General features: G+C 35.2%; 26 protein-coding genes and 1 other RNA gene. 12 read left to right on the plus strand and 15 right to left on the minus strand.

Annotated elements, in window-relative coordinates:
* Positions 1-21: 21 nt before the first annotated feature.
* Positions 22-219: a hypothetical protein gene (locus RU86_RS08370; RefSeq protein ID WP_096814901.1), complete on the minus strand. Its 198-nt coding sequence runs from the start codon at positions 217-219 to the stop codon at positions 22-24.
* A gap of 1,540 nt (positions 220-1,759) precedes the next feature.
* Here RU86_RS08370 and RU86_RS08375 point away from each other — a divergent pair.
* Complete coding sequence (locus tag RU86_RS08375; protein ID WP_096814902.1) at positions 1,760-2,095, plus strand: helix-turn-helix domain-containing protein; 336 nt, start codon at positions 1,760-1,762, stop codon at positions 2,093-2,095.
* Positions 2,096-2,536 carry an ImmA/IrrE family metallo-endopeptidase gene (locus tag RU86_RS08380; RefSeq protein ID WP_096814903.1) on the plus strand — a complete coding sequence of 147 codons (441 nt, stop codon included), beginning with the start codon at positions 2,096-2,098 and terminating at the stop codon, positions 2,534-2,536.
* A 40-nt stretch (positions 2,537-2,576) separates the two neighbouring features.
* On the opposite strand, the gene RU86_RS08385 is transcribed toward RU86_RS08380, so the two are convergent.
* From RU86_RS08385 to RU86_RS08395, 3 genes are all read right to left on the minus strand, one after another.
* Positions 2,577-3,023, minus strand: a complete 447-nt coding sequence (locus RU86_RS08385) for a hypothetical protein (RefSeq protein WP_096814904.1) — start codon at positions 3,021-3,023, stop codon at positions 2,577-2,579.
* A gap of 161 nt (positions 3,024-3,184) precedes the next feature.
* A complete protein-coding gene (locus RU86_RS08390; protein ID WP_096814905.1) occupies positions 3,185-3,970 on the minus strand; it encodes a protein NO VEIN domain-containing protein in 786 nt (261 codons plus the stop codon).
* Entirely contained in the window at positions 3,951-5,048 is a 1,098-nt protein-coding gene (locus RU86_RS08395) for a DNA adenine methylase (protein WP_096814906.1), read from the minus strand. The genes RU86_RS08390 and RU86_RS08395 overlap by 20 nt, the downstream gene beginning before the upstream one ends.
* A gap of 512 nt (positions 5,049-5,560) precedes the next feature.
* Between RU86_RS08395 and RU86_RS08400 the strand changes: the two genes are divergently transcribed.
* Positions 5,561-5,806: a GlsB/YeaQ/YmgE family stress response membrane protein gene (locus RU86_RS08400; RefSeq protein WP_047916452.1), complete on the plus strand. Its 246-nt coding sequence runs from the start codon at positions 5,561-5,563 to the stop codon at positions 5,804-5,806.
* A gap of 119 nt (positions 5,807-5,925) precedes the next feature.
* On the opposite strand, the gene trhO is transcribed toward RU86_RS08400, so the two are convergent.
* On the minus strand, positions 5,926-6,885 hold the full coding sequence (gene trhO / locus RU86_RS08405) for an oxygen-dependent tRNA uridine(34) hydroxylase TrhO (RefSeq protein ID WP_096814907.1): 960 nt from the start codon (positions 6,883-6,885) through the stop codon (positions 5,926-5,928).
* Between the two features lie 145 nt (positions 6,886-7,030).
* Between trhO and RU86_RS08410 the strand changes: the two genes are divergently transcribed.
* Entirely contained in the window at positions 7,031-7,576 is a 546-nt protein-coding gene (locus RU86_RS08410; protein ID WP_096814908.1) for a DNA-3-methyladenine glycosylase I, read from the plus strand.
* Between the two features lie 94 nt (positions 7,577-7,670).
* On the opposite strand, the gene RU86_RS08415 is transcribed toward RU86_RS08410, so the two are convergent.
* Entirely contained in the window at positions 7,671-8,417 is a 747-nt protein-coding gene (locus tag RU86_RS08415) for a DUF975 family protein (RefSeq protein WP_179296253.1), read from the minus strand.
* 255 nt (positions 8,418-8,672) lie between these two features.
* On the opposite strand from RU86_RS08415, the gene yajC reads away from it, so the two are divergent.
* The 7 genes from yajC to ssrS all read left to right on the plus strand — a co-directional run bounded on the left by yajC (position 8,673) and on the right by ssrS (position 15,821).
* Entirely contained in the window at positions 8,673-9,029 is a 357-nt protein-coding gene (gene yajC, locus RU86_RS08420; protein WP_096814910.1) for a preprotein translocase subunit YajC, read from the plus strand.
* A gap of 156 nt (positions 9,030-9,185) precedes the next feature.
* Positions 9,186-9,935 carry an undecaprenyl pyrophosphate synthase gene (gene uppS / locus RU86_RS08425; protein ID WP_179296256.1) on the plus strand — a complete coding sequence of 250 codons (750 nt, stop codon included), beginning with the start codon at positions 9,186-9,188 and terminating at the stop codon, positions 9,933-9,935.
* Positions 9,932-10,726 carry a phosphatidate cytidylyltransferase gene (locus tag RU86_RS08430; RefSeq protein WP_096814912.1) on the plus strand — a complete coding sequence of 265 codons (795 nt, stop codon included), beginning with the start codon at positions 9,932-9,934 and terminating at the stop codon, positions 10,724-10,726. The genes uppS and RU86_RS08430 overlap by 4 nt, the downstream gene beginning before the upstream one ends.
* Before the next feature lie 58 nt (positions 10,727-10,784).
* Complete coding sequence (gene dxr, locus RU86_RS08435) at positions 10,785-11,960, plus strand: 1-deoxy-D-xylulose-5-phosphate reductoisomerase (protein ID WP_096814913.1); 1,176 nt, start codon at positions 10,785-10,787, stop codon at positions 11,958-11,960.
* 1 nt (position 11,961) lies between these two features.
* The gene (gene rseP, locus RU86_RS08440) at positions 11,962-13,203 is read left to right on the plus strand and encodes an RIP metalloprotease RseP (RefSeq protein ID WP_096814914.1); all 1,242 of its coding nucleotides are present in this window, start codon (positions 11,962-11,964) and stop codon (positions 13,201-13,203) included.
* 171 nt (positions 13,204-13,374) lie between these two features.
* On the plus strand, positions 13,375-15,228 hold the full coding sequence (locus RU86_RS08445) for a proline--tRNA ligase (protein ID WP_096814915.1): 1,854 nt from the start codon (positions 13,375-13,377) through the stop codon (positions 15,226-15,228).
* A 399-nt stretch (positions 15,229-15,627) separates the two neighbouring features.
* Positions 15,628-15,821: non-coding RNA, 6S RNA (gene ssrS / locus RU86_RS08450), on the plus strand.
* A gap of 303 nt (positions 15,822-16,124) precedes the next feature.
* Here the strand turns inward: ssrS and RU86_RS08455 are convergent.
* The 9 genes from RU86_RS08455 to RU86_RS08495 all read right to left on the minus strand — a co-directional run bounded on the left by RU86_RS08455 (position 16,125) and on the right by RU86_RS08495 (position 21,862).
* Positions 16,125-16,436: an antiterminator Q family protein gene (locus tag RU86_RS08455; RefSeq protein WP_096814916.1), complete on the minus strand. Its 312-nt coding sequence runs from the start codon at positions 16,434-16,436 to the stop codon at positions 16,125-16,127.
* Positions 16,437-16,881: 445 nt separating this feature from the next.
* Entirely contained in the window at positions 16,882-18,513 is a 1,632-nt protein-coding gene (locus RU86_RS08460; RefSeq protein ID WP_096814917.1) for a DNA primase family protein, read from the minus strand.
* 10 nt (positions 18,514-18,523) lie between these two features.
* Positions 18,524-19,342 (minus strand): bifunctional DNA primase/polymerase, encoded by an 819-nt coding sequence (locus RU86_RS08465; RefSeq protein WP_096814918.1) that lies wholly within the window; start codon positions 19,340-19,342, stop codon positions 18,524-18,526.
* A gap of 4 nt (positions 19,343-19,346) precedes the next feature.
* Positions 19,347-19,676: a hypothetical protein gene (locus RU86_RS08470; RefSeq protein WP_096814919.1), complete on the minus strand. Its 330-nt coding sequence runs from the start codon at positions 19,674-19,676 to the stop codon at positions 19,347-19,349.
* Between the two features lie 60 nt (positions 19,677-19,736).
* Positions 19,737-20,156: a hypothetical protein gene (locus tag RU86_RS08475; RefSeq protein WP_096814920.1), complete on the minus strand. Its 420-nt coding sequence runs from the start codon at positions 20,154-20,156 to the stop codon at positions 19,737-19,739.
* A gap of 11 nt (positions 20,157-20,167) precedes the next feature.
* Entirely contained in the window at positions 20,168-20,452 is a 285-nt protein-coding gene (locus RU86_RS08480) for a hypothetical protein (protein ID WP_425435919.1), read from the minus strand.
* The gene (locus RU86_RS08485) at positions 20,439-20,693 is read right to left on the minus strand and encodes a hypothetical protein (protein ID WP_096814922.1); all 255 of its coding nucleotides are present in this window, start codon (positions 20,691-20,693) and stop codon (positions 20,439-20,441) included. Before RU86_RS08485 ends, RU86_RS08480 begins: the two co-directional genes overlap by 14 nt.
* A 264-nt stretch (positions 20,694-20,957) precedes the next feature.
* Positions 20,958-21,620 carry a Rha family transcriptional regulator gene (locus RU86_RS08490; RefSeq protein ID WP_096814923.1) on the minus strand — a complete coding sequence of 221 codons (663 nt, stop codon included), beginning with the start codon at positions 21,618-21,620 and terminating at the stop codon, positions 20,958-20,960.
* 20 nt (positions 21,621-21,640) lie between these two features.
* Positions 21,641-21,862, minus strand: a complete 222-nt coding sequence (locus tag RU86_RS08495) for a helix-turn-helix domain-containing protein (RefSeq protein WP_096814924.1) — start codon at positions 21,860-21,862, stop codon at positions 21,641-21,643.
* Positions 21,863-22,018: 156 nt separating this feature from the next.
* On the opposite strand from RU86_RS08495, the gene RU86_RS08500 reads away from it, so the two are divergent.
* Positions 22,019-22,621 carry a helix-turn-helix domain-containing protein gene (locus tag RU86_RS08500; RefSeq protein ID WP_096814925.1) on the plus strand — a complete coding sequence of 201 codons (603 nt, stop codon included), beginning with the start codon at positions 22,019-22,021 and terminating at the stop codon, positions 22,619-22,621.
* The last annotated feature ends 821 nt before the right edge of the window (positions 22,622-23,442 follow it).

Raw genomic sequence — 23,442 nt, forward strand, 5'->3', positions numbered from 1 at the left:
GGTCAAGTTTAGTCAACCTTATTAAAAAGGACCGAACAAATCAGTACAAATAAAATGACTTATCCAATCAATTTGTTCTTCCTCTAAAGTAACTCTTGACTTTAATTCATAATTATTCTCAACCTCTCTAAGAAAAAAAGGACGCAACCTATCCGTCAACTCCGCAACACTCATTTTTTCAATCTCTTTTTTATAGGCGCTATCACTCTTATTTCTCATAACCAATAACCATTTTCTATACCACTATTCCTTATATTTTTTATTTTATGTAGCTTTCAGGGATTGAACCTGTTACACGTTGAACCAAAAACACACTAGATATTTTAAACGCATAATCTTACCATTAAGAAAGCCACTAAAAAACAAGATACTCAATACCTTGTTTTCAATCTCAGTTAATTCAATTATCAGACAGTAGATAAGACCCTGTCCTAGTCTCGACTGATATATTCAGTCATTAATCTCGTTTATATATGGCTAAACAGTTTATGACATGTTCAGGTCAAAATCGAAAAAATAATCTTTTGTAATCGGACAACTAAAACAGTTTGACATTTTCTATACCTCCACAAGTTAATACAGTTTTAAGACTTGCTCAGGTCAAACAAAAAAGACTAGATTTCTCTAGTCCAAGCACAAACAAAAGACACAAACAGTAAGTTTGATTAGTCTTTCGGACAAGTAAGAGGTCGAGTTCTTACTTGAATAATCGCTAACCAAGCGACAAAATATCCACTATACCAAGAGGAAAGGTTAGAAAGTATTAAATAGTTTTATGACTTTTCGGTCAAGCGTTCATTTTTATCTGCTCTAAACTGCTTATAAGGAAAGTTGGGATAAATACTTATAAGCAGTTTACAACAGACAAATATTGTCTATTGTCATTTCACAGGAAACAAGCATATCTAAGTTGATACTCATTGACAATTATTTTCTTTATTACTAAAGAAACAAACATACCGAAGTTGGCACTCATTGATAATTGTTTTCCTGATTTAATAGAAACAAGCACATTCATGTTGTATGATGTTCAGCAAATGCTTTCTATCGGAAAATTAAAAAATATCAGAATGAACTGATACTGTATTTTTTTGTTACATTAATATTCAATATAATCTCTAGTCTTTCATTTTCAAGACATGGTAAAATCGAACCTACCACCGTTTGTACTTGTTTCAAACAAGGCTGAAATACTTTCATAAGTCAGCTAACATATTACCTATACGAAAAACTTTTAGTCATTTTTCAAGCGCCATGCGTTCCTTTGTTAGACAGGTTCACTACATAGACCGAGATTTGATTGTGGCTCACTTATTAAAAGGTCTTGGCTCACTAAGTCTATGCAGTGGTTTGTAAGTCACTACTCCTTACTTGGGCTTGTACAGTTCCACTGCCATTATCATTTTGACAACGGCTATACAATCAGTTATAATAAAAGTACCACCTTATATTACAACTGGATTGTAAGTCATTATCTTAACGATTATGATTTATTTTTCAAAGTTCAATTATTCAAAATTTACTTTTTTTGTATGACTTGATTTTTGTTTGATTTCTTTTAGAAAAATTAATCAAGACAAACAAGATAATTTTTGAATAGTGTTCTTGAACCAATCGGCTATTTATTATATAATGAATAGCCTTTTGTTTCAAAAACTTGTAGAACATTTTGTTCTATAGTTACATTTTAGAACAAAATGTTCTTTTTGTCAAGACTTATTTTAAATAAATTTAAATTTATTTTTTTGGAGGTATAAAAATGTTACCAGAACGATTAAAAACACTGCGTTCAGAAGCCAAACTAACCCAAAAAGAAATCGCTAATAAATTAAATATTTCTCAAAAAGGTTACTCCTACTGGGAAAGAGGAGAAAGAGAACCAAACAATGACTCACTTCAAAAATTAGCAAATATATTCAATGTATCTACTGACTATCTACTCGGAAAAACAGACCAAGTAAAAAAATCTACCTTTGATGAAGATTTAGAAAAATCATTAGAATCATTTCATGCCTTTAGTGGAAAAACTATGTCAGAAAATGACCGTGAAGCAATTAAACAGTGGTTAATAGATAACTTTAAAGACAAATATTAAATGTTGCCAAAAATATGTAGAAAAGTAAAAGAACTAGGAATAAAAATTGATTATATAGAAATGGAAGATAACGGTCATTTTGGTATTTTCAATGATTTACCTGTCATTTTAATTAATCAAAATCTGGATAAACTAGACATATCACTCACAATATTACATGAGACAGCACACTTTCTAAATGGAGATTGTAACAAGTACATCACTAATCATTTTCAAAACGATAACTTGGAATATGAAGCTAACAAATATATGATACAAGAAGTCATGAAAATGTTAGATGATAAGTATGATTTTACACCAGACACAAATTATCAACAAATCATAGATAATTTAAATCTTCCCTATCATTTAGACGGTATTATAATTGATGAATTTAATAACATTATTTCTGATAAATTTGGTTTAACTCCTTATCATGAGTCAGATTATTTCTATGAGTAAACAAAAAACGATTAGATTTTTCTATCTATCGTTTTTTTAATCATTTACTAGATTGTTCATTTTCATCATGTATCAACGACTGAAATTTCATCTCTTTTATCTCAGCAACATTTAAAAAATGTTTAACACCCATTTCAACAGCCATGTATAGAAATAAAGTATATACTAAACTCAAAACAAGAATCGTCAATCTCATAGATAAAGGAAATTCTATATATCCACCGAAAAGTTCCCCAGTTATAAAGAAAAATGAAATTACACCAATAACATTAATGACAATCAATATTATGTTAAAAATACTAAAAAATTCAACTATATTTTTAGATTTTGTGTCTAAAAATTCAGTATTTTTTTGTTCAATTTCAACTATATCTTTTTTTCTTTCCTCATATTTTTCAATCGCTTCCTGAGTAATTTTCTCATGACAATATTCACAATAATCCTCATTTGGACTTGTAAATCTTCCACAGTTACTACATTCAATCATGTTTTTTCCCCCTAATAAACTATACCATGTTTAATTCAAATTATCAATTTTACAAAAACGAGTAAATATTCAAGTTAAATACAAAATAAAGTCCACCAGTTTTTTTCTTGCTGATGGACTTTATTTTTAAAATTTAATAAATTACAAGAAAATATAAACAATTAAACTATCCTTGTAACTTTATAGGAAATTGGGTCAAATTTATAATTTGAAAATAAATTTAATGCTGGAATTTTTTCAATTTCTCCTTTTCTTTCAATCTCATCAAAATTATAAATCCGATAAATAAACAAATTTTCTTGATTTTTATGTAGTTCAAAAAATAAACGCTCATTTTCCGTCATATAAAATGGAGTATCGAGACTTCCTTTTGTAGTCTTAACTTCAATGTAACGATTAGCTCCGTTTTCTTCCAAAGAAATAATATCAAAACCTGCACCATCTCCTTGCTCTTCGCTTAAATGTATTAATCTGTCTGTATCTTGTGGAGCAAATGTCAATATTCTTTTCGTTTCATATCTAATAACAAATTCTTCTCCCAAACGTCCTAACTCAGTTCGGGTATCATTCAATCCTTGCCAGTCTATTTTTTTGGGTAAAAATTGTGACCTTAAATTTTTCAATTCGACAATTTTATCCTCAGATATTCTTTTTAATGTGTCATCTGATTTTAAACCTATCAACAACGACCAAACAGCAGGCTTATTATTTTTATCAATTAAATATGTATCTTGATATTCTTTAATATCTTCTTTCTGATGAGATACAACATTACCAATTCTTTGAATTATTAACGGTTCATTTCTTGTTGCACTGGGTTCATTATCATCTTCATCAAAAGGTATTACCGTATTTAATAATTGTTTTACCTCTGTTGTATTTAAAGTTCCATACTGATTTAACAAGACGGAAACACCTTTTCTAATATCACTTTCCGAAGTCGCCATAAATACTATCCTCCAATTTATAATTTGTAATAATCAAATGCTTCACATCTCTTGAATTTCTATTTTTGAAATTTACCGAATAAGATTTATCAAATCTAAATTTATACCACCCCTCTCTCTCATACAAATCTTCAACAAACTCGGTAGACTTAACAACCATTAACCATTTAGTTTTCTTTATATTTAATAATACATCACGTAACCTTATTTGCTCTTTAGCATCAAATACATGTAAGTTGTAAGTACTAAACTCAGAATCATAAGGAGGGTCTAAAAACATAAATGTATTTTCTTTATCTATAATTGCCTTAGAAAAATCTCCTTGAGTTATAGTTGTATTTTTCAATTTTGTTATAACATCTATATCCGTTATTTGATTTAATCTATGTGAAAAATTTTTCTTTGCATAGGTGTTTCCTCCAAAAGGAACATTAAACAAACCGTCAGCATTAAACCTAAACATTGATGAATACGCATATTCTCTAATAAATAAATACAAAGCTGTTTTTAGTTCAGGAAACAATTCAAATGAAGTATGATTATATAAACTCCTTAAATACGTATACAGAGCTGAACCCAATACACCTAAAGCATTTTCATCTTTGTTTTTTATTGTCTCTTTCTTAGAGATTTTTGCTAAAGATTTTCTTTTCCTTGAAATACTATCATACAGGTATGTAGATAAAGACAGATGTTTTTTAGGAAGTTTATCAACGAGTTCTAACAGGTCATTAGATATACTTAATAACAATTTATCATCAGGAACTACCTGCTCAAACACTGCATCTTCAATTTCAGACACATAGTCAGCTTTTTTACTCCACATTATACTAATATCTCTTAGATAATTTAAAAATAATTCATCTTGTGATTCAGTATATTTATATAATGAAATTAGTTCCTCCGAAAAATCATTTATAAACCATTTATCTGCATTGCTAGCCCAATAGACAGCACCTCCACCAATAAAAGGCTCTACATAAGTATCAAATTTCGGAAAAAACTTTTTTAAATGTTTATACTCTGAACTTTTCCCCCCTGGATATTTGAGTAGGGGTTTTAATAAAATATTACTCATCAAATCCCCTTTTTATTTTAGTAAAGTAAATAATTAACGTTATCATAAAATCCTCTTCCTCTATATTATATCAGAATTAATGAAATTTATTAGTAGATATAATTTTAAATACAAAATAAAGTCTACCAGTTTTTTTCTTGCTGATAGACTTTATTTTTTATTCAACTAATGATTTTTGATTGCTTGGTTAGTTTTTTGGTTAGTTTTGAAATTTCAATTAAATTTCATAGCTACAAACCCACTGTTTATAAGTATTCATAACAATAAAATTTCCATATTGCTATTTTACCATGTCTTATGCATCATGTGCCTATTTAAAATAATTTGCTTTTAGTCACTGGCATAAGCTGACAAGATCCATACTATTTACTCATCTATAGGACATTAAATTAAAATAATACCTATTGAATATTCATTTCAGTGTTAGATAATTGACATTATTCTATTGAATGTTATAGAATGAAAGAGTAAGGACGTTAAATATGACGTTAATTATATGAGGAGGTATGACTATGGGTTGGATTTGGTCTCTTATTGTTGGTGCAATTATTGGTGCAATTGCTGGTAGTATTACTAAAAAAGGTAATTCTATGGGCTGGATAGCGAATATCGTAGCCGGTTTAGTTGGGTCTATGATTGGTCAAGCTATATTTGGTAATTGGGGTCCTAGCTTAGCTGGGATGGCTTTGATTCCATCTATTCTTGGTGCTGTGATTTTAGTTGCAGTTGTCTCATTTTTCACAGGAAAGAAAAATTAAGGTCGTAAAGCTGAAATAGATTAGCTATCAGCATGAATATAAAAAAGTCATCAGATCAAGCTTGATCTGATGACTTTTTTTATTTGATCCTCTCTATAGGTAAAAGGTCAAACTTATTTTTACTGCGTGACAACTTCACCTATAGCCATTAAGCGTGATAGGATATCATCTTGTGTTAGTTGATGACTGATGACATAGCGATTATTAGGGTGAACACGACAGTCATGTTCACAGCCACCAAGGTATTTCGCTTCATTTGCTTCAGAAGCAAAAATTTGCCGGTTACACTCAGGATTACCACAATTAATGTAACGTTCACAAGGTGTGCCATCGAACCAATCTTTACCGACGATAACTGTTTCATTTTGGTTAATTGGGACAGCAATTCTGCTGTCAAAGACATACATTTTTCCGTCCCATAGATCGCCGCGAACTTCGGGGTCTTTACCATATGTTGCAATGCCACCATGAAGTTGTCCAACGTCTTTAAAGCCTTCACGGACTAACCAGCCAGAGAATTTTTCACAACGAATCCCACCAGTACAGTAGGTAAGGACACGTTTTTCTAAAAATTCTTCTTTGTGATCACGCATCCATTGGGGTAACTCTCTGAAATTTCTGATATCAGGTCGAACTGCCCCTCTAAAATGACCTAAATCAAATTCATAGTCATTACGAGCATCGATCACGACGGTATTGTCATCCAACATCGCTTCTTTAAATTCTTTTGGACTTAAGTAAGCACCAGTTAATTCTAAAGGATTGATGTCATCTTCTAGGTTCAGATTGACGAGCTCTTTTTTGTAGCGAACATGCATCTTTTTAAAGCTATTTGTATCAGATAAATCGATTTTAAAGATGGTTGTTGCAAATCTAGGATCTTCATGCATCATGTTGATGTATGCTTCAGTTTGTTCAAATGTACCACAGACGGTACCATTGATCCCTTCATCGGCCACTAAAATTCTGCCAGTAATGCCAATCGCTTTACAAGCTGCTAGATGTGTTTGCGCAAATAAGTCACCATTCTCAATTGGGACATATTGATAGTACAATAGTACACGATAATCTTGGGTCATGTTACTCTCCTTGTCTTTTATGTATAAAATACAACATTACCATTTACCCATCTTTAATGCTGAAACGCAACAATCTTGCTTGTGTTCTTTTACACAAAAAAAATATGTTACAATCTAGGTAGTCTCAAATAAGAAAGGTGACCAAATGATAAGATGTGAGTGGGTAAATTCAGCATTAGAAGAGCCTTACCATGATCAAGAATGGGGAAAACCTAAATATGATGATGAAATCCTCTTTGAAATGCTGATACTTGAAGGCATGCAAGCTGGACTAAGTTGGACAACTATTTTGAATAAAAGAGAGAACTACCGTCAGGCATTAGATGGCTTTTCAGTAGAAAAAATTAGCAGATATGATCAAACAAAGATAGATGCCTTGTTACAAAATGCTGGGTTGATTCGCAATAAATTAAAGATGAATGCGATTGTCAAAAATGCAATTTCTTTTATCAAGGTCCAAGCAGAATTTGGTAGTTTTTCAAGCTATCTTTGGCAATATGTTGCTGGTGAGCCAATCGATCATCATTATCAAAAGATGTCAGATGTCCCTGCAGTAGATAGCATATCTGAAAAAATGAGTAAAGATATGAAAAAAAGAGGGTTCTCCTTTGTTGGACCGACCATCTGTTACGCCTATATGCAGGCTGTTGGGTTGGTGAATGATCATGTTGAAGCCTGTGAGTTTAGATAAGTAACAAAAAAAACGCTTGCGCGTTTTCTTTTAGCATAAGCCACTTGACGCATGTCAAGACAGACCTATTGAAACAGCTTCGGCTGTTTTTTTATTATAAACGATCCTGAATACGTGCTTCATAGAAGGCAACCATAGACATGGTTGTATAGGGCATTGTCCAAATTTGTGCCCAACCCAAAGAGATAGCATTTAAGATGTACCAACCAATAAATGTTAAATTAAATACGAAATACTTAAATTTATAGCCTGTCATGATCATTTTTGAGGTATTTAAGACATCCCAAACACCTTGATATTCATTATGCTTGAGCTTATCATATAAGACGTAAGTTGCTTGTGACCAACACAGTCCAAAATAAATCATCAATCCCCATCCAATGATTGGAATAAACATGAGAATAAACATAATAACTGAAATCACAAAGGTTAAGTTGAATATTTTCCAAAAATATCCATCTTTAAAGGCTCTAAAAATATCAGTTGATAAATTAATTTCCTCTTTTTCACCACGAAAAATTTCCATGTAGTTGAACAAGGCTGCTGTTTGAAAAACAGTAAGAATAATGCCCATTATTAAACTAATCAGTAAAATGATCAAAAAAATTGGGATGATGATTGCGAGTAGTGGACCAAAGTCAATAGATGAAGCAGCATCTGGATTACCAGCAATCTTATCTGCAGTATCTTTAAACGTTGAGCTGATATCATTTGAATATGAGTTAGTGATGCGATCATTAGCAACGGAAAGGACCAATGGGACAATTAATAAGAGTAATTTTTGGAAAAAATTGTCTTTTAAGGCATGGCGTGCGGCTGCTTTTAGTTCTGAACTTGTCATGTCGATGTATCTCCTTATACAGATTAAATAGGTTAGAAGTGTTATATGTATCCCTTTAATAATAACATTTATTATCATTTTTTTCTAGAATGATAACAAAGTGAATATAAATAAGTGTTGTTTTAAAAATTAATAATCGAAAAATAGCCAATAGATTAAATTTCGGGTTCTTTTCTAAAAATTAAATTACCCTATCCTTTTTTTATTGTTGATAATCTGCTATAATTATAGATATAAAAAAAATGAGGTAAAAAGATGAATTTTATAATTTTGATCATTCTATTTGGTGGTATGATGTGGTTTATGCAACGTAACCAAAAGAAAGCAGCTAACAAACGTCAAGAACAGCTTAATAGCATGACACCAGGTTCTGAAATCGTAACAATCGGTGGCTTACATGGTATTCTATCAAGTGTTGATAGCGAAAAAGGAACGATCGAATTAGATGCTGAAGGTGTGATTTTAACGTTTGATCGCTCAGCAGTTAAATCAGTTAAACCAGTTGAATCAGTTGCAACATCTGATGCTTTAGATGGCGTTATCTCAGAAGCAAAATCTGATGTGACAGAGGTAACTGAAAAATCAGCTACACCAGATTCACCATTTGAATAAATAAGAAGAAGTAAGCTCTAGGGCTTATTTTTTTAGAATTATTTTTAAAAATATGGTAAAATTAATGGAAGCTTTTATAGCTTGCATACTGATCACAGGTTGCTGTTAGGTATGGATAAGAACTTAATGGCTTACGAATTAGAGGTACAAACTAAGATGACAATAATAGCTGATAAAGATAAAACAGATAAAAAAGTACCAAACCATCTGGCGATTATCATGGATGGTAATGGTCGATGGGCCCAGCATCAAGGAAAGCCCCGTGTATTTGGACACAAAGCTGGTATGGATGCCTTACAAAAAATTGCTATCCATGCCCAACACGAGGGCGTTAAAGTTTTGACAGTTTATGCTTTTTCAACAGAAAATTGGACGAGACCTGCTGCTGAAGTGAAATTCATCATGAGTTTACCGATTGATTTTTATGGTAAATTTGTCCCAACATTAAACAAAGAAAATATTCGTATTGCCATGATTGGGACAAGAGAGGGTGTGCCCAAAGCAACACTTAAATCGATTGATCAAGCAATGGCTGATACTGCTGCTAATACGGGGATGATTTTAACGATTGCCCTAAATTACGGTGGCCAAAATGAGATTTTAGATGCGGTTAGATCTTTGGCAACAGATGTCAAATCTGGGGATATATCCGCTGAGTCAATTTCGATAGAAAGTTTTGAAGAGAGACTAACAACATCAGTTTTACCAGCAGCTTATCGAAATCCTGATTTGGTGATTCGGACGTCGGGAGAAAATAGATTAAGCAATTTTCTGATGTGGCAAACGGCCTATAGTGAATTATATTTTACAGAAACTTTGTGGCCAGATTTTGATGAAGCATCACTTGATTTAGCATTTGATGCCTTTTCAAAACGTGATCGCAGATATGGAGGAGTTAAAAAATGACGCAAAGAATTATTACAGGTGTCGTGGCGGGCGCTGTATTTTTAGGCCTAGCGATTATGGGTGGTACCCCATTTCATATTTTAGTTGGTTTGCTCACGATTATTGCCATGAGTGAACTGTTTAAAATGCGTAAATTAGAGATTTTATCATTTGAAGGTATTTTAGCTACAGTTGCAGCATTAGCATTGGCATTACCAACAACACAGTATTTTCCAAAACTAGGTACAGATAGCCATTTTACCTTGTTTACCCTATGTTTATTCATCATGATGGGTATCATGGTATTCACCAAAGGCAACTATTCTTTTGAGGACTTAGGCTTTCCTTTCCTATCAGCTTTTTATATTGGTATTGGCTTTCAGAATTTATTAGCAGCTCAACAAAGTAGCCTATTTATTTTATTTTTAGCGCTATTCATTGTCTGGTCAACGGATTCAGGTGCTTATTTTATCGGCAGAAAATTCGGTAAAACGAAACTTATTCCCAGTGTATCGCCGAATAAAACGGTCGAAGGCTCTCTAGGTGGTATTGCATGTGCAATTGTTGTTGCTGTCTTGATGGTCTTTCTTTACCCAAATAAAGCACCGGATATCAATCTCTTTAAACTGATTATTTTGGTTGCTATATTTTCTATCGTCGGTCAGCTGGGCGATTTGGTGGAATCAAGTTTAAAACGCCATTTTGGTGTCAAGGATTCTGGAAAAATTTTACCAGGTCACGGTGGGATATTAGATCGATTTGATAGTTTAATCTTTGTCTTCCCCATCATGCATTTGCTAGGGTTGTTTTAAATTGCGTTAAATTGGTTAAGTTTAACTGTGTACTATTTGGATGGAGAAGAGTAAGGTAATGAACAAGAAAAAAGTGATACTATTAGGCGCGACGGGAAGTGTTGGCGTTCAAGCTTTAGATGTTATCGCAGCACATCCAGACTTATTTGAACTTGTCGGCTTTGCTTTTGGTAACAATATAGACAAGGCACGTGAGATTATCCAGCAATTTTCTCCGAAGGTAGTTGTGTCGTCACAATCAAATATCATCGATCAATTTAAAGCGGAATTTCCGGAATTGCTCTGTTACTCAGGTGATGCTGGCTTAAGTCAACTTGCACAAACAGCAGACTACGATGTATTACTGAATGCCATCGTTGGGTCTATTGGCGTTATACCAACACTTGAGGCAATCAAACTTGGTCGTGATATCGCTCTGGCAAACAAAGAAACGTTAGTCGTTGCTGGGGATACAATCATGCTTGAAGCAGCTAGAACAGGTAGTCAAATTTTACCAGTTGATAGTGAGCATGCTGCTATCTTCCAAGTCTTACAAGGGGTTCAAGCGCGTGATGTTCGTAGTCTAACGATTACAGCATCAGGTGGGTCCTTTAGAGATAAAACAAGAGCTGAGTTGGTCGATGTAACTCTAGCGGATGCCTTAACACATCCTAACTGGACTATGGGTGCAAAAATTACCTTGGACTCTGCTACGATGGTCAATAAAGGCTTGGAAGTCATCGAAGCGCATCACTTGTTTGGTCTCGCTTATGAGGATATTCATGTTGTCTTACATCGTGAATCTGTCGTCCATTCTATGATTACCCTGAATGATGGTGCTGTGTTGGCCCAATTAGGACCATCAGATATGCGTGAACCTATCCAGTATGCCTTATCTTATCCGAGACATATTCCCATACATAATGAAAAAACGTTTGATCTGACCGAAATCGGTCGCTTGCATTTTGAAAAAATGGATTTAGTGCGGTTCCCCATGCTAGATTTGGCCTACCGGGTTGGTAAACTTGGTGGTGGGTATCCAGCTGTCTATAATGCGGCAAATGAAGTTGCCAATCTTGCCTTTCAAGAAGGAAAAATCACTTTTCTAGCCATCGAACAACTGGTGACACGTGCTGTATTTGAACATATGGAGTTTGATGGTCAAACCTTACATCAAATACTAGCATCAGATCGACAAACGCGTCAAATGCTCAGCCATTGGATTGCTGAATTAGCCGAAGAAAGGGAGAAATGATATGATTCAAAGTATTATTACATTTATCATCATATTTGGTATCATCGTCTGTGTACATGAGTACGGTCACTTATACTTCGCCAAAAAATCGGGTATCCTAGTTCGCGAGTTCTCTATTGGGATGGGACCAAAAATCTATGCACACCAAGCCAAAGATGGCACCGTCTATACGATCCGTATCTTACCATTAGGTGGCTATGTACGTATGGCTGGCTGGGGTGAGGATACAACTGAGATTAAAACGGGTGCGCCTGTCAGCTTAACACTTGATTCTGACAGTATGTTCGTGACACGCATTAATCTGAGTGATAAAGTTCAATTTGAACAGTCTCTTCCTATGTTAGTGACTGCCTATGATTTTGAGCATGCCTTAACGATTACAGGTGAAGTTAATGGTCAAGTCAAGACATACTCAGTTGACCATGATGCAACAGTTGTCGAAGAGGATGGGACTGAGCTTCGCATCGCACCGATAGATGTCCAATACCAAAGTGCTAGTCTACCTGGTCGAATGATGACCAACTTTGCTGGACCGCTTAATAATTTTATTTTGGGGATCGTGGCCTGTATTTTAGTAGCCTTCATGCAAGGTAGTGTTCAGGATCTATCTAGTAACAAAATTACGGTGAATGATAAAAATCTGCCTGCCTATCAAGCAGGATTGCGTACTGGCGATACGGTTAAAGCTATCAATGGTACTGAGGTATCTGATTGGCAAAGTCTATCTGATCAAATCATCAAATCAGATGGTAAGGCGATTAAAGTCAAGACGCTTAAAGATAGTTTAGTCATTACGCCTAAAAAACAAGATAAAGCCTATATTATCGGTATTTCGCCTAATCTTAAGACAGGGTTCTTTGATAAGGTGAGTGGTGGTGTTCAAAAAGCTGCTACTTATGCCTTTACAATCATTAATGCCTTGAAAAACTTAATCCTGCATCCAAGTCTCAATAAACTGGGTGGTCCTGTTGCCATGTATCAGATGACTGGTCAAGCGGCGCGTGAAGGTCTAACAACAGTTATTGGCTTTATGGCACTCCTATCTATCAATCTAGGGATTTTTAACCTGATGCCAATTCCTGCGCTTGATGGTGGCAAAATTGTTATGAATATCATCGAAGCAATCCGTCGTAAACCAATGAAACAAGAGCATGAGACGATCATTACCCTTGTCGGTGTTGGCTTCATGGTCTTACTGATGATCGCTGTTACTTGGAATGATATTTTGCGCTTATTTAGGTAATATCGCAATCAAACTCATGCGTAAATTCAGTCATATCAGGGCTAACTTACTGTCTATCTCACCAAAAGTGCTGATTTTCCGCACTTTTTTTGATATAATGAAACCACTATATGAAAGGAAAGGATAATCTCCAAGCACAGGGCTTGATAGGGTTATCCAACTATCACTCACATGAAACAATCTAAAATGCTCATCCCTACCTTACGCGAGATGCCTTCTGATGCACAGGTCATCAGTCATGCACTCTTAGTTCGTGCAGGGTATGTCCGTCAAGTATCAGCTGGGATTTATGCCTACTTACCACTTGCTAACCGTGTACTCGAAAAATTCAAGACCATCATGCGCCAAGAATTTGATGGCATCGGTGCAGTAGAGTTATTAGCTCCAGCACTTTTGACAGCTGATTTGTGGAAAGAAAGTGGCCGTTATGAAACCTACGGTGCTGACCTTTACAAACTTAAAAATCGCGATTCATCAGATTTTATCCTTGGGCCAACGCACGAGGAGACGATGACAGCTCTTGTCAGAAATGAAATTACGTCTTACAAAAAATTACCATTAAATATCTACCAAATCCAACCCAAGTATCGTGATGAAAAACGCCCACGTTATGGTTTGCTTCGTGGTCGTGAATTCATCATGAAAGATGGCTATAGCTTCCATGCTAACTATGATTCATTGGATGAGACTTACAACGATTATAAAGCAGCCTATGGTGCTATCTTCACGCGCGCTGGTCTCGATTTTAAGGGGATCATCGGTGATGGTGGGGCAATGGGTGGTAAAGATTCCCAAGAATTTATGGCAATCACACCAGACCGTACAGATTTAGACAAATGGTTGATTTTAGATAAATCAATTGCTGATATCTCTGAAATTCCAGATGGTGTTATCAAAGATATTAAGGCAGAACTGACAAAATGGTTGGTTGCAGGTGAGGATACAATCGCCTACTCCGACGGGTCAGACTATGCAGCAAACTTAGAGATGGCATCAACCGAATTTGTTAAACCAACAGTTTATACAGAGCATATTGAGTTAGCTAAGGTTGCGACACCTGATGCTAAAACAATCGAGGAAGTGTCTGCTTTCCTTGACCTACCAGCTGAAGAGACTTTGAAAACATTAGTTTATCAAGCTGATGATGAACTCGTCGTTGTGTTACTTCGTGGAGATGATGAGCTAAATGAAGTCAAGTTGACCAATCACTTGGGTGCAGACTTCCTTGAACCTGCTTCAGAAGAAGCCACAATCAAACTTTTTGGTGCAACATTTGGCTCATTAGGTCCAGTTGGCTTACCAGAATCAGTAAAAGTAATCGCCGATCGCGTCGTTGAAACAGTTGTGAATGCGACTGTAGGCGCTAATGAAGATGGTTACCACTATCAAAATGCAAATCTTGATCGTGATTTCAAGGTGAGCGAGTTTGTCGATCTACGTACAGCAAAAGAAGGCGAACCTGCTCCTGATGGTCAAGGTAAGTTGAAATTTGCGCGTGGTATCGAAATTGGTCATATCTTTAAGTTAGGCACACGCTATTCTGAGAGTATGGGGGCTAACGTGCTTGATGAAAATGGTAAGGCTAAGCCAATCATCATGGGGTCATACGGCATCGGCGTCAGCCGCATGTTATCGGCAATCTTAGAGCAGTTTGCACGAATTAATGTTGAGAAAACATTTAAGGGTGATTACAAATTTGCTTGGTCGATGAATTTTCCTAAAGAACTAGCACCATTTGATGTGCATGTGATTCCTGTTAATGTCAAAGATGAAACAGCAGTTGCCTTGTCAGCTGAAATTGTTGAGACACTGACTAAACAAGGCATGCAAGTTTTAGAAGACGACCGTGCAGAACGTGTAGGCGTTAAATTTGCTGATAGTGACTTGATCGGGCTACCAGTTCGTGTGACAGTCGGTAAAAAAGCGGCTGATCGCATCGTCGAAGTTAAAATCCGTGCTACAGGGGATATGCTAGAGGTTAATGTAGATGACCTTTCTGATACCTTAGCGATTTTGAACCACTAAGCAAGTCGTTCGGACAACTTGATAAAATAGAAAACAGAAATCTGAATCTTGGATTTCTGTTTTTTTTTACATTAAATAAATCTGATTTTATTATGTTACACTAGACATCAGCAGATGGAATACTTGTGAGGTGTGGTTTACTACATACTAGGTTATCTTATGTCACCTGTCATCTCCTTGATATTACCTTTTAAGGTCTCACCTGATCTGTTTACCATTAGCTTGACCTTGGTCATAACGATCTTAATTGGGCTAGTTTTTTCTATCATACCAGCTAATCTAGCGGCCAGAAAAGAGCTTGTTGAGATATTGAGATAAAGAACTTTTTAAAAAAAAGAAAGCGTTTTCTGGTCTTATCGTTGCAAAAAATGGGGAATCATGATATGATGTATTTATAAAGAAGCACTGGAATGTGCGAACTTACTCACATTTTTGACCGACTAAATCGTATTACCTAGGGAGTCTTTGAGACATCTTACCGCGTGCAAGCCATTTTAGATGGAAGCTGCTAAGTAAGAGCGAGACGCCCACCTGTTTAACATTTACAGCGGGTTCAATACAAGAGTGAGTAACGGCATTCAATCAGTGCTTTTTGTGTACCCACCAGGTCCCACCAGACCCCATGAAACGCGGTATTAAGCGATTTACAAAAAAACGAACCCCACCAGACCCCATCAGATATGAAGCAACTCGTAATAAATCTCGTAATAAATTTATATCAAAAAAGCCTTAACAACGGGCTTTAGCAAGAACTACAAATTTTAAACTCGTAATAAATTTTTGTCAGGCAAGGGACTGTGTATCTGTGATGCACGGTTTTTTATATCTCATCATGAGAAAATATGTGCAGTGACTGCTGAATGTCGCTGTCTAGTGCGCGTGGGGTTAGTATACCCCTATTGCTTATCATATATCTGTAGGAAATAATAAGCACCATTCTTGGCCAGCTTTCTGATATAGCCCTCAGATACTCCCTGTTCTCTTGCTATCGTTGTGTAATAGACTTTGTGGATATAATGGCGGACAATAATATTATGCTCACGGTGTCGTGTCTGTTTGAGTTCTTCTAATGTATTAGTCACGCGCTTTAAGTCTTGGCTCGTTAGCTTGACGTGTTTATCATGACCGAACGTGTGATAATGCCATACTCTATAAAATATCTCCTCAAAACGCCTATACTCTTTATCAGTGATCTTTGCTTTACTCATATACTCCCTCTTAATTATGACAAGTTTTATCAAGTTATCGTACCATTCTTATATAGTAATGATGTAGTATTTTGCAGTACTGTTATGCCATTCCTATATATAAAAATAAAGTTAAGTTTTGTCAGGTTTTCGTACCCTTTTTAAGGACGGTAGAAATAGCAATATCGTCCCTTTTAGGGTGTAACTTTTGTCACTTATCGTACCTTTTCAAATTCCAACATCTTCCAACAAATTATAGATTAAATACCTAGTCAATTGACCAGGTATCTTTTTACTACTATGGATGTTAATATGCTCTTATAGTCTGATTTCTATTTCTCTGATAAATGCGTAGCGGTATAGTACTTTTGCGGTAACAGAGTAACAAGTCATGTAAACGTGACAACCATAGTATTTAGGACGTTACTGACTACAGTAACAAGTGGTAACGGTAACAGTAACAAGCCTATGTTTTTCTACGTAAATACCCTTTTGTTGTGGTTTTGTGCTTGTCATCATTCCAATAAAAGTAATGCCAAAACTTTTCTATCTCCTCGGCCCTATGCAGATCCAATGCTCTATTAAAGCCTGCAGTATTTGGTCTTTGGGTAGATTTCTCCCACTCTTCTTTTATATGATCAGGTAGTCTATGTTCAAATTCTCGCTTAGTAAATGGCTTTACGCCCTCAAATTCACACCAAGCACGATAGTAGGCACTAATAAAAGATGATGGGAGGAAGTCGCTAACTAATTCTGAAAAAGGTTCAGTAACAAAGGCTAATATGGTATCATTAGTGATTTTAAAATCATCTAGTAGTGCCTTAGTTGCCTTGGGTTCAATGAAACGATCAAAGTTTAAGGATAATGCTACTTTTAACACATACTCTAATATCTCAGGGCGCTTGATATAATCATCTTTTATCTTCCAATTGTCATTATCTGCTGTAAATGACTTCTCAAAAGGAACGATAAGCAACCGTCTATAAGTACCATTTGACTTGTTCCTAAACTTAGGTAGAAAGTTGGTAGACTGTATAACCAATTTGTTGAACACGGCCAGTGTAGGTTGTTTACCTTTAGCTTCAACTGGTACTGGGTCGCCTGTCACAACACTAAAGTAATTGCCAGCATTATCTAGGTAGCTGACTTGGCTATCATCTCCAATAATACAAGTCTTACCCACTACTTGAGATAACGCAAACCTTTCCGAAAATTGTTCTACTTTGACACTAGCCACATTCTCACGGCCAATTAAGTTCATGATCAGGCTTTGAAATGTTCCTTTACCGTCATTACCTTTACCAACTAACCACGCGCCTTTACGGTAAGAGTAATTACCATTGGTACTTGCTGATATGATTTGCCATAGTAATTGTACGAGTTCCTTATCTCCACTCATTAGATCCAATAGCCAACTGTCAACGTCCCACCCCTTAATATTAGGTACCTTAGCTTGTACATTGTATTTAGTCGCAATAGTTGATGTAAAGATATATTTAGAGTTAAACGGCTCTAATTTCTGAGTTTTCTTGTTAAAGATACCGTTTTTAACTGTTATTAAGTGAGGCTCAGTTGTCTGTTGCTTAACACTAGATAATGTTTCCAACTTAAATAAGACTTCTTTTGATCTTGCTAAATTATAAGTAGGTTCTAGCCAATAAATCAACCGATGAAAAAAAGGTTCATTAGTTTCATATATGCCATGCTCAGGATTATAGATACCTAGTAATCCGTTTTGATTGTCTAGTTTGATTACTTTTAGCACACTATAAACTATCTTAGCCGTTTCAAGTGGCGGTAAATTCTTAGGTTTTGATCCGTCCTCCCTTGCACCACTCATATAAACATCTCGATACTCCAAAAATAAAGCACGTACACCGTTTAAAGTCTGTGTCTGCTCTTTTATATAATCGGGATCTGTTATCAATTCCTTTTCTTGGTCAGCCCAATCGGCCAGGGCTTGTTTAAATTCGTCTGTATGAACAGTCTTTGCCCCATCTTCCAAGTAATCGGTAAAATCATCTAGCTTGGGTTTCTTTGCCCTCATTGGTTCTTGTGGTGTCTGTGCTACCAACTCTCTTAAATCTTCTGATGTCATGTTGTCCTTTCTAGTTCATCTTAAATACACTTTTCCATATTGTAGAGAGTTCACTATCATCTAATGGCGGACTTGTTCGATTATTGAAAATCTGTAATAAGTCCATACATGTATTTGGCTCTATACCAATCTTGCGCCAATAGTGTAATACTTTATTAGTGTCAATATTTCTATTGCCCTCATTTGCCCCTTGATTGAACAGCTCCCATATCTCAGCACCATAAGTGCGACTAACTCCGCCAGATCTTGAGAAAGATGATGGATAGGATACGCGTGATGTCGGTGCCTGGTTTAACAGATTAAGCAACCACTCTGGACAATCTCGAACATCATCAAGTGTTAACATTTGATTGCTAACTTTATCAGTGAAAGGCATGTAATCGCCATCGGTCCGTCTACTTGGATAGATGGGTACAAAGTGTGTTTTAATCTCTACACCATCTACCAGCTCATTTACAATTGGTTTATCAAAAGTTTCTATAGGGACTTTAAAAAATATATGAACGCCTGCGCCTGTTGGTGTTTTTTCAACATAGGTGTTTAATGCTTCAGCTTCTGCATGATCGCTCCATATCCTGTCAAAAGCCTTGACACCGTTCTGTCCATTTTGGTGTTGGTCCAGGTCAATACAAATCAGCCCACTATTTTTAAGGTTAATCATAATATTACGGTTGGGTATTGAGTTAAACCATTGTTCTATTAATCCATGATCAAGTGTTCCGCTTGCTGTTCCTTTAATAATAGCCCGCTCACTTTTACCAGGAGGGTAGCCTGCTACAACATGGATATTACGATCAATACAAAATAAGGCTTGTTCTTTTGGTGTCATCGGCTCACTCCTTAATTAGCTGGTCTATCCAGTCAAGTTCAGCCAAGGTATACCCATTCACTGCATTATTAATGGTAATACCAGATCGTTGCTTTTTGATTATACCTGCTCTGCGTTCTTCCTCGTCTAAGGGGATAAAATACCCTAGATTATCAAGTGAGCCAATGGCACACCGTTTCTTTTGTAGGTATTCTATCCTACTCTGTAATGTCCGTAAGTCAATATTAAGAGACTTGGCCAAGACTTTACCATGTATGGCCCTATCTATCCCCTTATGATTAGAGAGTATTTTTACAATGTTTTGATCTAATATCTGTAAATCTTTAAGTTTCATTTCTCATACCTCAATTACCTTGCCTGGCAAATTTTATTTATAAATTTTAACTGTTTTTACTTATTGATACTCATGTTCTCCTAGTATCTTAATCACTCGCTCTAGTTCTGCTAAACAAACCAGTTCTTTTATGTAATCATTGAATGTTTCAAATCTTTCGGGATATGATAGCAACTTGATTAGTTTTGGATCTAGTTTTTTAGCATTGCCCCAGTAGGTGTAAAGGATAAGCGCACCATTTCTAAAGATAGTGATTTCCTCTATAGGAGTATTAGTCATTAGATCACTATATTCTTGGTCAAGTTGAGTTTCAACCAATTTCTGAGCATGCCATAAGCTTTTAGTGTATATTAACTTTTTGTTACCCATACAATGCTTTACAGATCGTTCTCTGGCTATCATGTCCATAACGTCAGCAAATACCTCTGCCCGTTCATTCTCTGCTTTTTGGTCTATCTTAGCTTTTCTAAACTTATCCATTTAGCTCCTATCTAGTTATCCAGTACAACAAATTGGCATATATCATCAATCAAGTAATAGATTAATGATGTCTTATACCTAGGCTTGTACCGCTTTAAGCCATGTTTTTCAAAATTCGATAAAGTACTATCTGAAATGTCCAACTCGTCCATGACTTGCTGTTTAGATATATAAGGTAGCACGCGCGTGCTAGCCTTTAACTTAGCTTGTGTGGCTTCATATTCATTCACACGCCGAATAATATTCTCAGTAAGTAAACGACTGGTAAGCGTGGTTAATGGGTCAAATTGGTCCATCATCTACCCCTTTATTCATATTTTGGTCCAAGAAGTCTGTAGCTAGTTTATCTATTTCTTGTAATTTTTTATCAATCATGTAAAAGGTAGGGGTAAATACATTTTTCAAGCGTTCCAATTCATAGACCTGTTCTGTTTCTCTCAAGCTACTAATGTGTGTAACAGCATCAAAAATGAGAGTATTTAGGGCTGAAATGTCGGCTCTTAACGATAAAATATCTTCAATAACATTATCAATCATCTCTATTACCCCTTCGTCATAAATATTACATAACTTGTTAGGTTGCTAAACGTGCGTTCTAAGCCGTGTTTAGTCCATACGGTCCACTTATGAGTAACTGGGTTAAACTGCGCCTGTGATCCAGCCTGTATGCCGTGAGTGGGAAGTAATACGTCTATTGTATTGTTCATTTGTGTAATTCTCCTATTTCTGTTAAAATAAGAGTAAAGCAAAGCCCTGTAAGGCTTGCTCTACTAAGTTAAAAGTCGTTTTGTTGGGGAACAGTTACGGCTTTTTTGTTGCAATCGTATTCTTTATAGCCTGCTTGATAGGATTATAATCTGACCCTGCCATAATCATAGCTATAGCAATATTTTCAAGTGACTTATAACGTTCCATTTCTTCCAATGTGAGGAGATCAAGGAGCGTTTTTTCTTTTCGCCAATTGTCATCACGCGCCTTAATCCCTTTTGCGGTTAAACCAGTGACTGTACTAGCTAGTAATGTTCTAATGATAGTATGCCACCTATTACCGTGTCTTGGAAAATGTGCCCATTCTGATATGGATTGGTGCAATGTTTTACCCTGTGGCTTTTCAACTGCTCGAGCAATCTGTCGGGCTTGTAAGTCCTTTTCAAGTTCATCAAATCTCTTAACTAGTGCCAGCTTGAAAGCTTTAACTGGTTCTGTATTATCTAACCAAGTAATGACTAACATTGCTTGATTCCGGTTAAGCTGGTAAACCTTTACTTTTTGACCTCGACTATCATCTAAGGCTGTCATTTCAAATGACACCTTACCTAGCTGTTCAAGGTCAGCGATATTATTATCGATCAGCTTACGTACTGAAATTTTGTCTAGTCCTGCATACTCAGCAATAACAACATGGTTAGTTGCTACCTCTGCTTTACTCATGTCAGGACTGGTTAGAAATGCTAAGTCTTTCATTTATCCTCTTTCTACCTAAATTAATTAGTTGTATAAATTTGTTTTTCCGGATTATACTCAATCAGTTCAGATAAAGAACAATTTAAATAATCGCAAATCTTAGTTAGTGTACTTAATTTTACATTTTCAGCCTCTTCGTAATAAATAGCTCTAATTGTTGTACGAGATATTTTTGTAGCTTTTGCAATAGAGACTGCCGTTAATCGACGCTCACCCATTATTTTAGATAAATTATTATTCATGTTCAAAATAAACCTTTCTTTCTATTTTTGTATGACTAGTTGAACATTCAACAAGGTTATTGTACAATAAAAAAAGGACCTTGTAAACAACTAAATGAACAACTTGACTAAAAGGATAGCGTATTGTACAATTAAGTGAACAAAAGGAGACTATCAATGTTGTTAAATAAATTAGCTGTTATACTCACTCAAAAAAATATAAAAATATCGCGATTATCTTTCGATACAGGTATCTCTAGAACAACTCTTACTGCATTATCTCAAAATGATAGTAAACGAATTGATAACGATACTTTAAATACTATTTGTACATATTTAAGAATTACCCCAACAGAATTTTTTGAATATTCACCATTAGATTTTTCCATGAGTGCAATAATAGAAGATGTTGACTCTAATATTTTAGAAGCTAGATTAATTCTTTTTTTAAAAATATTTAGTTATAGAAAAGAGGTGGAAACTCTTGAATATACTGGAAAATTAACTTGGAAAGCTACCGAAGAAGGACTGCATGAATGTAATCTAGATTTTGATAATCAAGATACTTGGAAAAATAATCAAACCACCTATTTACATATGACTAGTGATACGGCCAAAAGCACAATTCTTCTACGACAAGCGAAATATGAAATAGAGACAGCTATTGACGCTTATCTAGAAAATCCAATTCTAATGGCTACAGGTAATCCCGAATATTTTTTCAAAATTGATGATTTTGGAGAAATGAACTTATCATTTTCAGAAGGTCTAGTATTTTAATTATAGTAAGCTTAGGATTTTGAAAATTTACATTATAATACTACCAAAAGATATACAGTTGATTATATAAGCTACTTTGATGTAATTATGGAAGATACACTAAACGTATGTAACTTCCTAGACAGCTACAACATACCTCACACAGACTACTACAAAATATTAGGTACGTTACATGAGGTATGTGGGTTTTATTGGGTTTGTTATCATTACTACCAGCCATAACGGTTTCAAACCTTAACATTTCTTAACACTCGCATTTTAAGTTATAGGTATGAACATGTTGGACTATATAGTTTCAAATGTTAGCATTTGTTAGCATTCGGTATGGTTGATATTGTCTAATTTTTACAAAACAAACACAGATTATCGAGTGCTACAATACTGTAATTTACGAAACAAAACACAAATTTATAGTATTGTAGAAACACTGAGGAACCAATAGTCTAGAGGGATATAACCCAGTAAGAACAAGTATTTAACAGGTTTATATGATCGGCCATATCAGCAAAAAAGCCAATTAAATCTAAACGGAGCGTTCCGATTGAAACAGAGCGTTACGATTAAATTTGAGATAAATATAAATTGAAAAAGATTTATTGATAGTGTTGATATTATTGATTTTCTAAGTGGGTCTGATCCACTTAGAAAAATATCAACTTAAAACAAGTCGTTCAGAATGACCTGTTTTATGAGTATTGATTTTAAAGTAGCCGTTAAGAACGACCACGAGTCAGTTGTAATATACTCACAGCCCATAAAATCAACCTAGTTAGACTTTAAAGTACTAAGAGTGTGATTATGTCTAACCTCTGAGACGTGCT

This window comes from Pseudolactococcus piscium, assembly GCF_002441695.1.
GTDB lineage: Bacteria > Bacillota > Bacilli > Lactobacillales > Streptococcaceae > Pseudolactococcus > Pseudolactococcus piscium.

What these genes read in the sequence shown, in the direction of transcription:
- RU86_RS08500 (WP_096814925.1), top strand. Translation starts at nt 22,019, where the DNA reads ATGTTGTTAAATAAATTAGCTGTTATACTCACTCAAAAAAATATAAAA.
- RU86_RS08490 (WP_096814923.1), bottom strand. Translation starts at nt 21,620, where the DNA reads ATGAAAGACTTAGCATTTCTAACCAGTCCTGACATGAGTAAAGCAGAG.
- RU86_RS08430 (WP_096814912.1), top strand. Translation starts at nt 9,932, where the DNA reads ATGACGCAAAGAATTATTACAGGTGTCGTGGCGGGCGCTGTATTTTTA.
- RU86_RS08410 (WP_096814908.1), top strand. Translation starts at nt 7,031, where the DNA reads ATGATAAGATGTGAGTGGGTAAATTCAGCATTAGAAGAGCCTTACCAT.
- RU86_RS08475 (WP_096814920.1), bottom strand. Translation starts at nt 20,156, where the DNA reads ATGGATAAGTTTAGAAAAGCTAAGATAGACCAAAAAGCAGAGAATGAA.
- RU86_RS08470 (WP_096814919.1), bottom strand. Translation starts at nt 19,676, where the DNA reads ATGAAACTTAAAGATTTACAGATATTAGATCAAAACATTGTAAAAATA.
- RU86_RS08400 (WP_047916452.1), top strand. Translation starts at nt 5,561, where the DNA reads ATGGGTTGGATTTGGTCTCTTATTGTTGGTGCAATTATTGGTGCAATT.
- dxr (WP_096814913.1), top strand. Translation starts at nt 10,785, where the DNA reads ATGAACAAGAAAAAAGTGATACTATTAGGCGCGACGGGAAGTGTTGGC.
- RU86_RS08375 (WP_096814902.1), top strand. Translation starts at nt 1,760, where the DNA reads ATGTTACCAGAACGATTAAAAACACTGCGTTCAGAAGCCAAACTAACC.
- RU86_RS08385 (WP_096814904.1), bottom strand. Translation starts at nt 3,023, where the DNA reads ATGATTGAATGTAGTAACTGTGGAAGATTTACAAGTCCAAATGAGGAT.
- RU86_RS08370 (WP_096814901.1), bottom strand. Translation starts at nt 219, where the DNA reads ATGAGAAATAAGAGTGATAGCGCCTATAAAAAAGAGATTGAAAAAATG.
- trhO (WP_096814907.1), bottom strand. Translation starts at nt 6,885, where the DNA reads ATGACCCAAGATTATCGTGTACTATTGTACTATCAATATGTCCCAATT.
- RU86_RS08480 (WP_425435919.1), bottom strand. Translation starts at nt 20,452, where the DNA reads ATGGACCAATTTGACCCATTAACCACGCTTACCAGTCGTTTACTTACT.
- RU86_RS08495 (WP_096814924.1), bottom strand. Translation starts at nt 21,862, where the DNA reads ATGAATAATAATTTATCTAAAATAATGGGTGAGCGTCGATTAACGGCA.
- RU86_RS08465 (WP_096814918.1), bottom strand. Translation starts at nt 19,342, where the DNA reads ATGACACCAAAAGAACAAGCCTTATTTTGTATTGATCGTAATATCCAT.
- RU86_RS08460 (WP_096814917.1), bottom strand. Translation starts at nt 18,513, where the DNA reads ATGACATCAGAAGATTTAAGAGAGTTGGTAGCACAGACACCACAAGAA.
- uppS (WP_179296256.1), top strand. Translation starts at nt 9,186, where the DNA reads ATGACAATAATAGCTGATAAAGATAAAACAGATAAAAAAGTACCAAAC.
- rseP (WP_096814914.1), top strand. Translation starts at nt 11,962, where the DNA reads ATGATTCAAAGTATTATTACATTTATCATCATATTTGGTATCATCGTC.
- RU86_RS08445 (WP_096814915.1), top strand. Translation starts at nt 13,375, where the DNA reads ATGAAACAATCTAAAATGCTCATCCCTACCTTACGCGAGATGCCTTCT.
- RU86_RS08415 (WP_179296253.1), bottom strand. Translation starts at nt 8,417, where the DNA reads ATGACAAGTTCAGAACTAAAAGCAGCCGCACGCCATGCCTTAAAAGAC.
- RU86_RS08395 (WP_096814906.1), bottom strand. Translation starts at nt 5,048, where the DNA reads ATGAGTAATATTTTATTAAAACCCCTACTCAAATATCCAGGGGGGAAA.
- RU86_RS08380 (WP_096814903.1), top strand. Translation starts at nt 2,096, where the DNA reads ATGTTGCCAAAAATATGTAGAAAAGTAAAAGAACTAGGAATAAAAATT.
- yajC (WP_096814910.1), top strand. Translation starts at nt 8,673, where the DNA reads ATGAATTTTATAATTTTGATCATTCTATTTGGTGGTATGATGTGGTTT.
- RU86_RS08485 (WP_096814922.1), bottom strand. Translation starts at nt 20,693, where the DNA reads ATGATTGATAATGTTATTGAAGATATTTTATCGTTAAGAGCCGACATT.
- RU86_RS08390 (WP_096814905.1), bottom strand. Translation starts at nt 3,970, where the DNA reads ATGGCGACTTCGGAAAGTGATATTAGAAAAGGTGTTTCCGTCTTGTTA.
- RU86_RS08455 (WP_096814916.1), bottom strand. Translation starts at nt 16,436, where the DNA reads ATGAGTAAAGCAAAGATCACTGATAAAGAGTATAGGCGTTTTGAGGAG.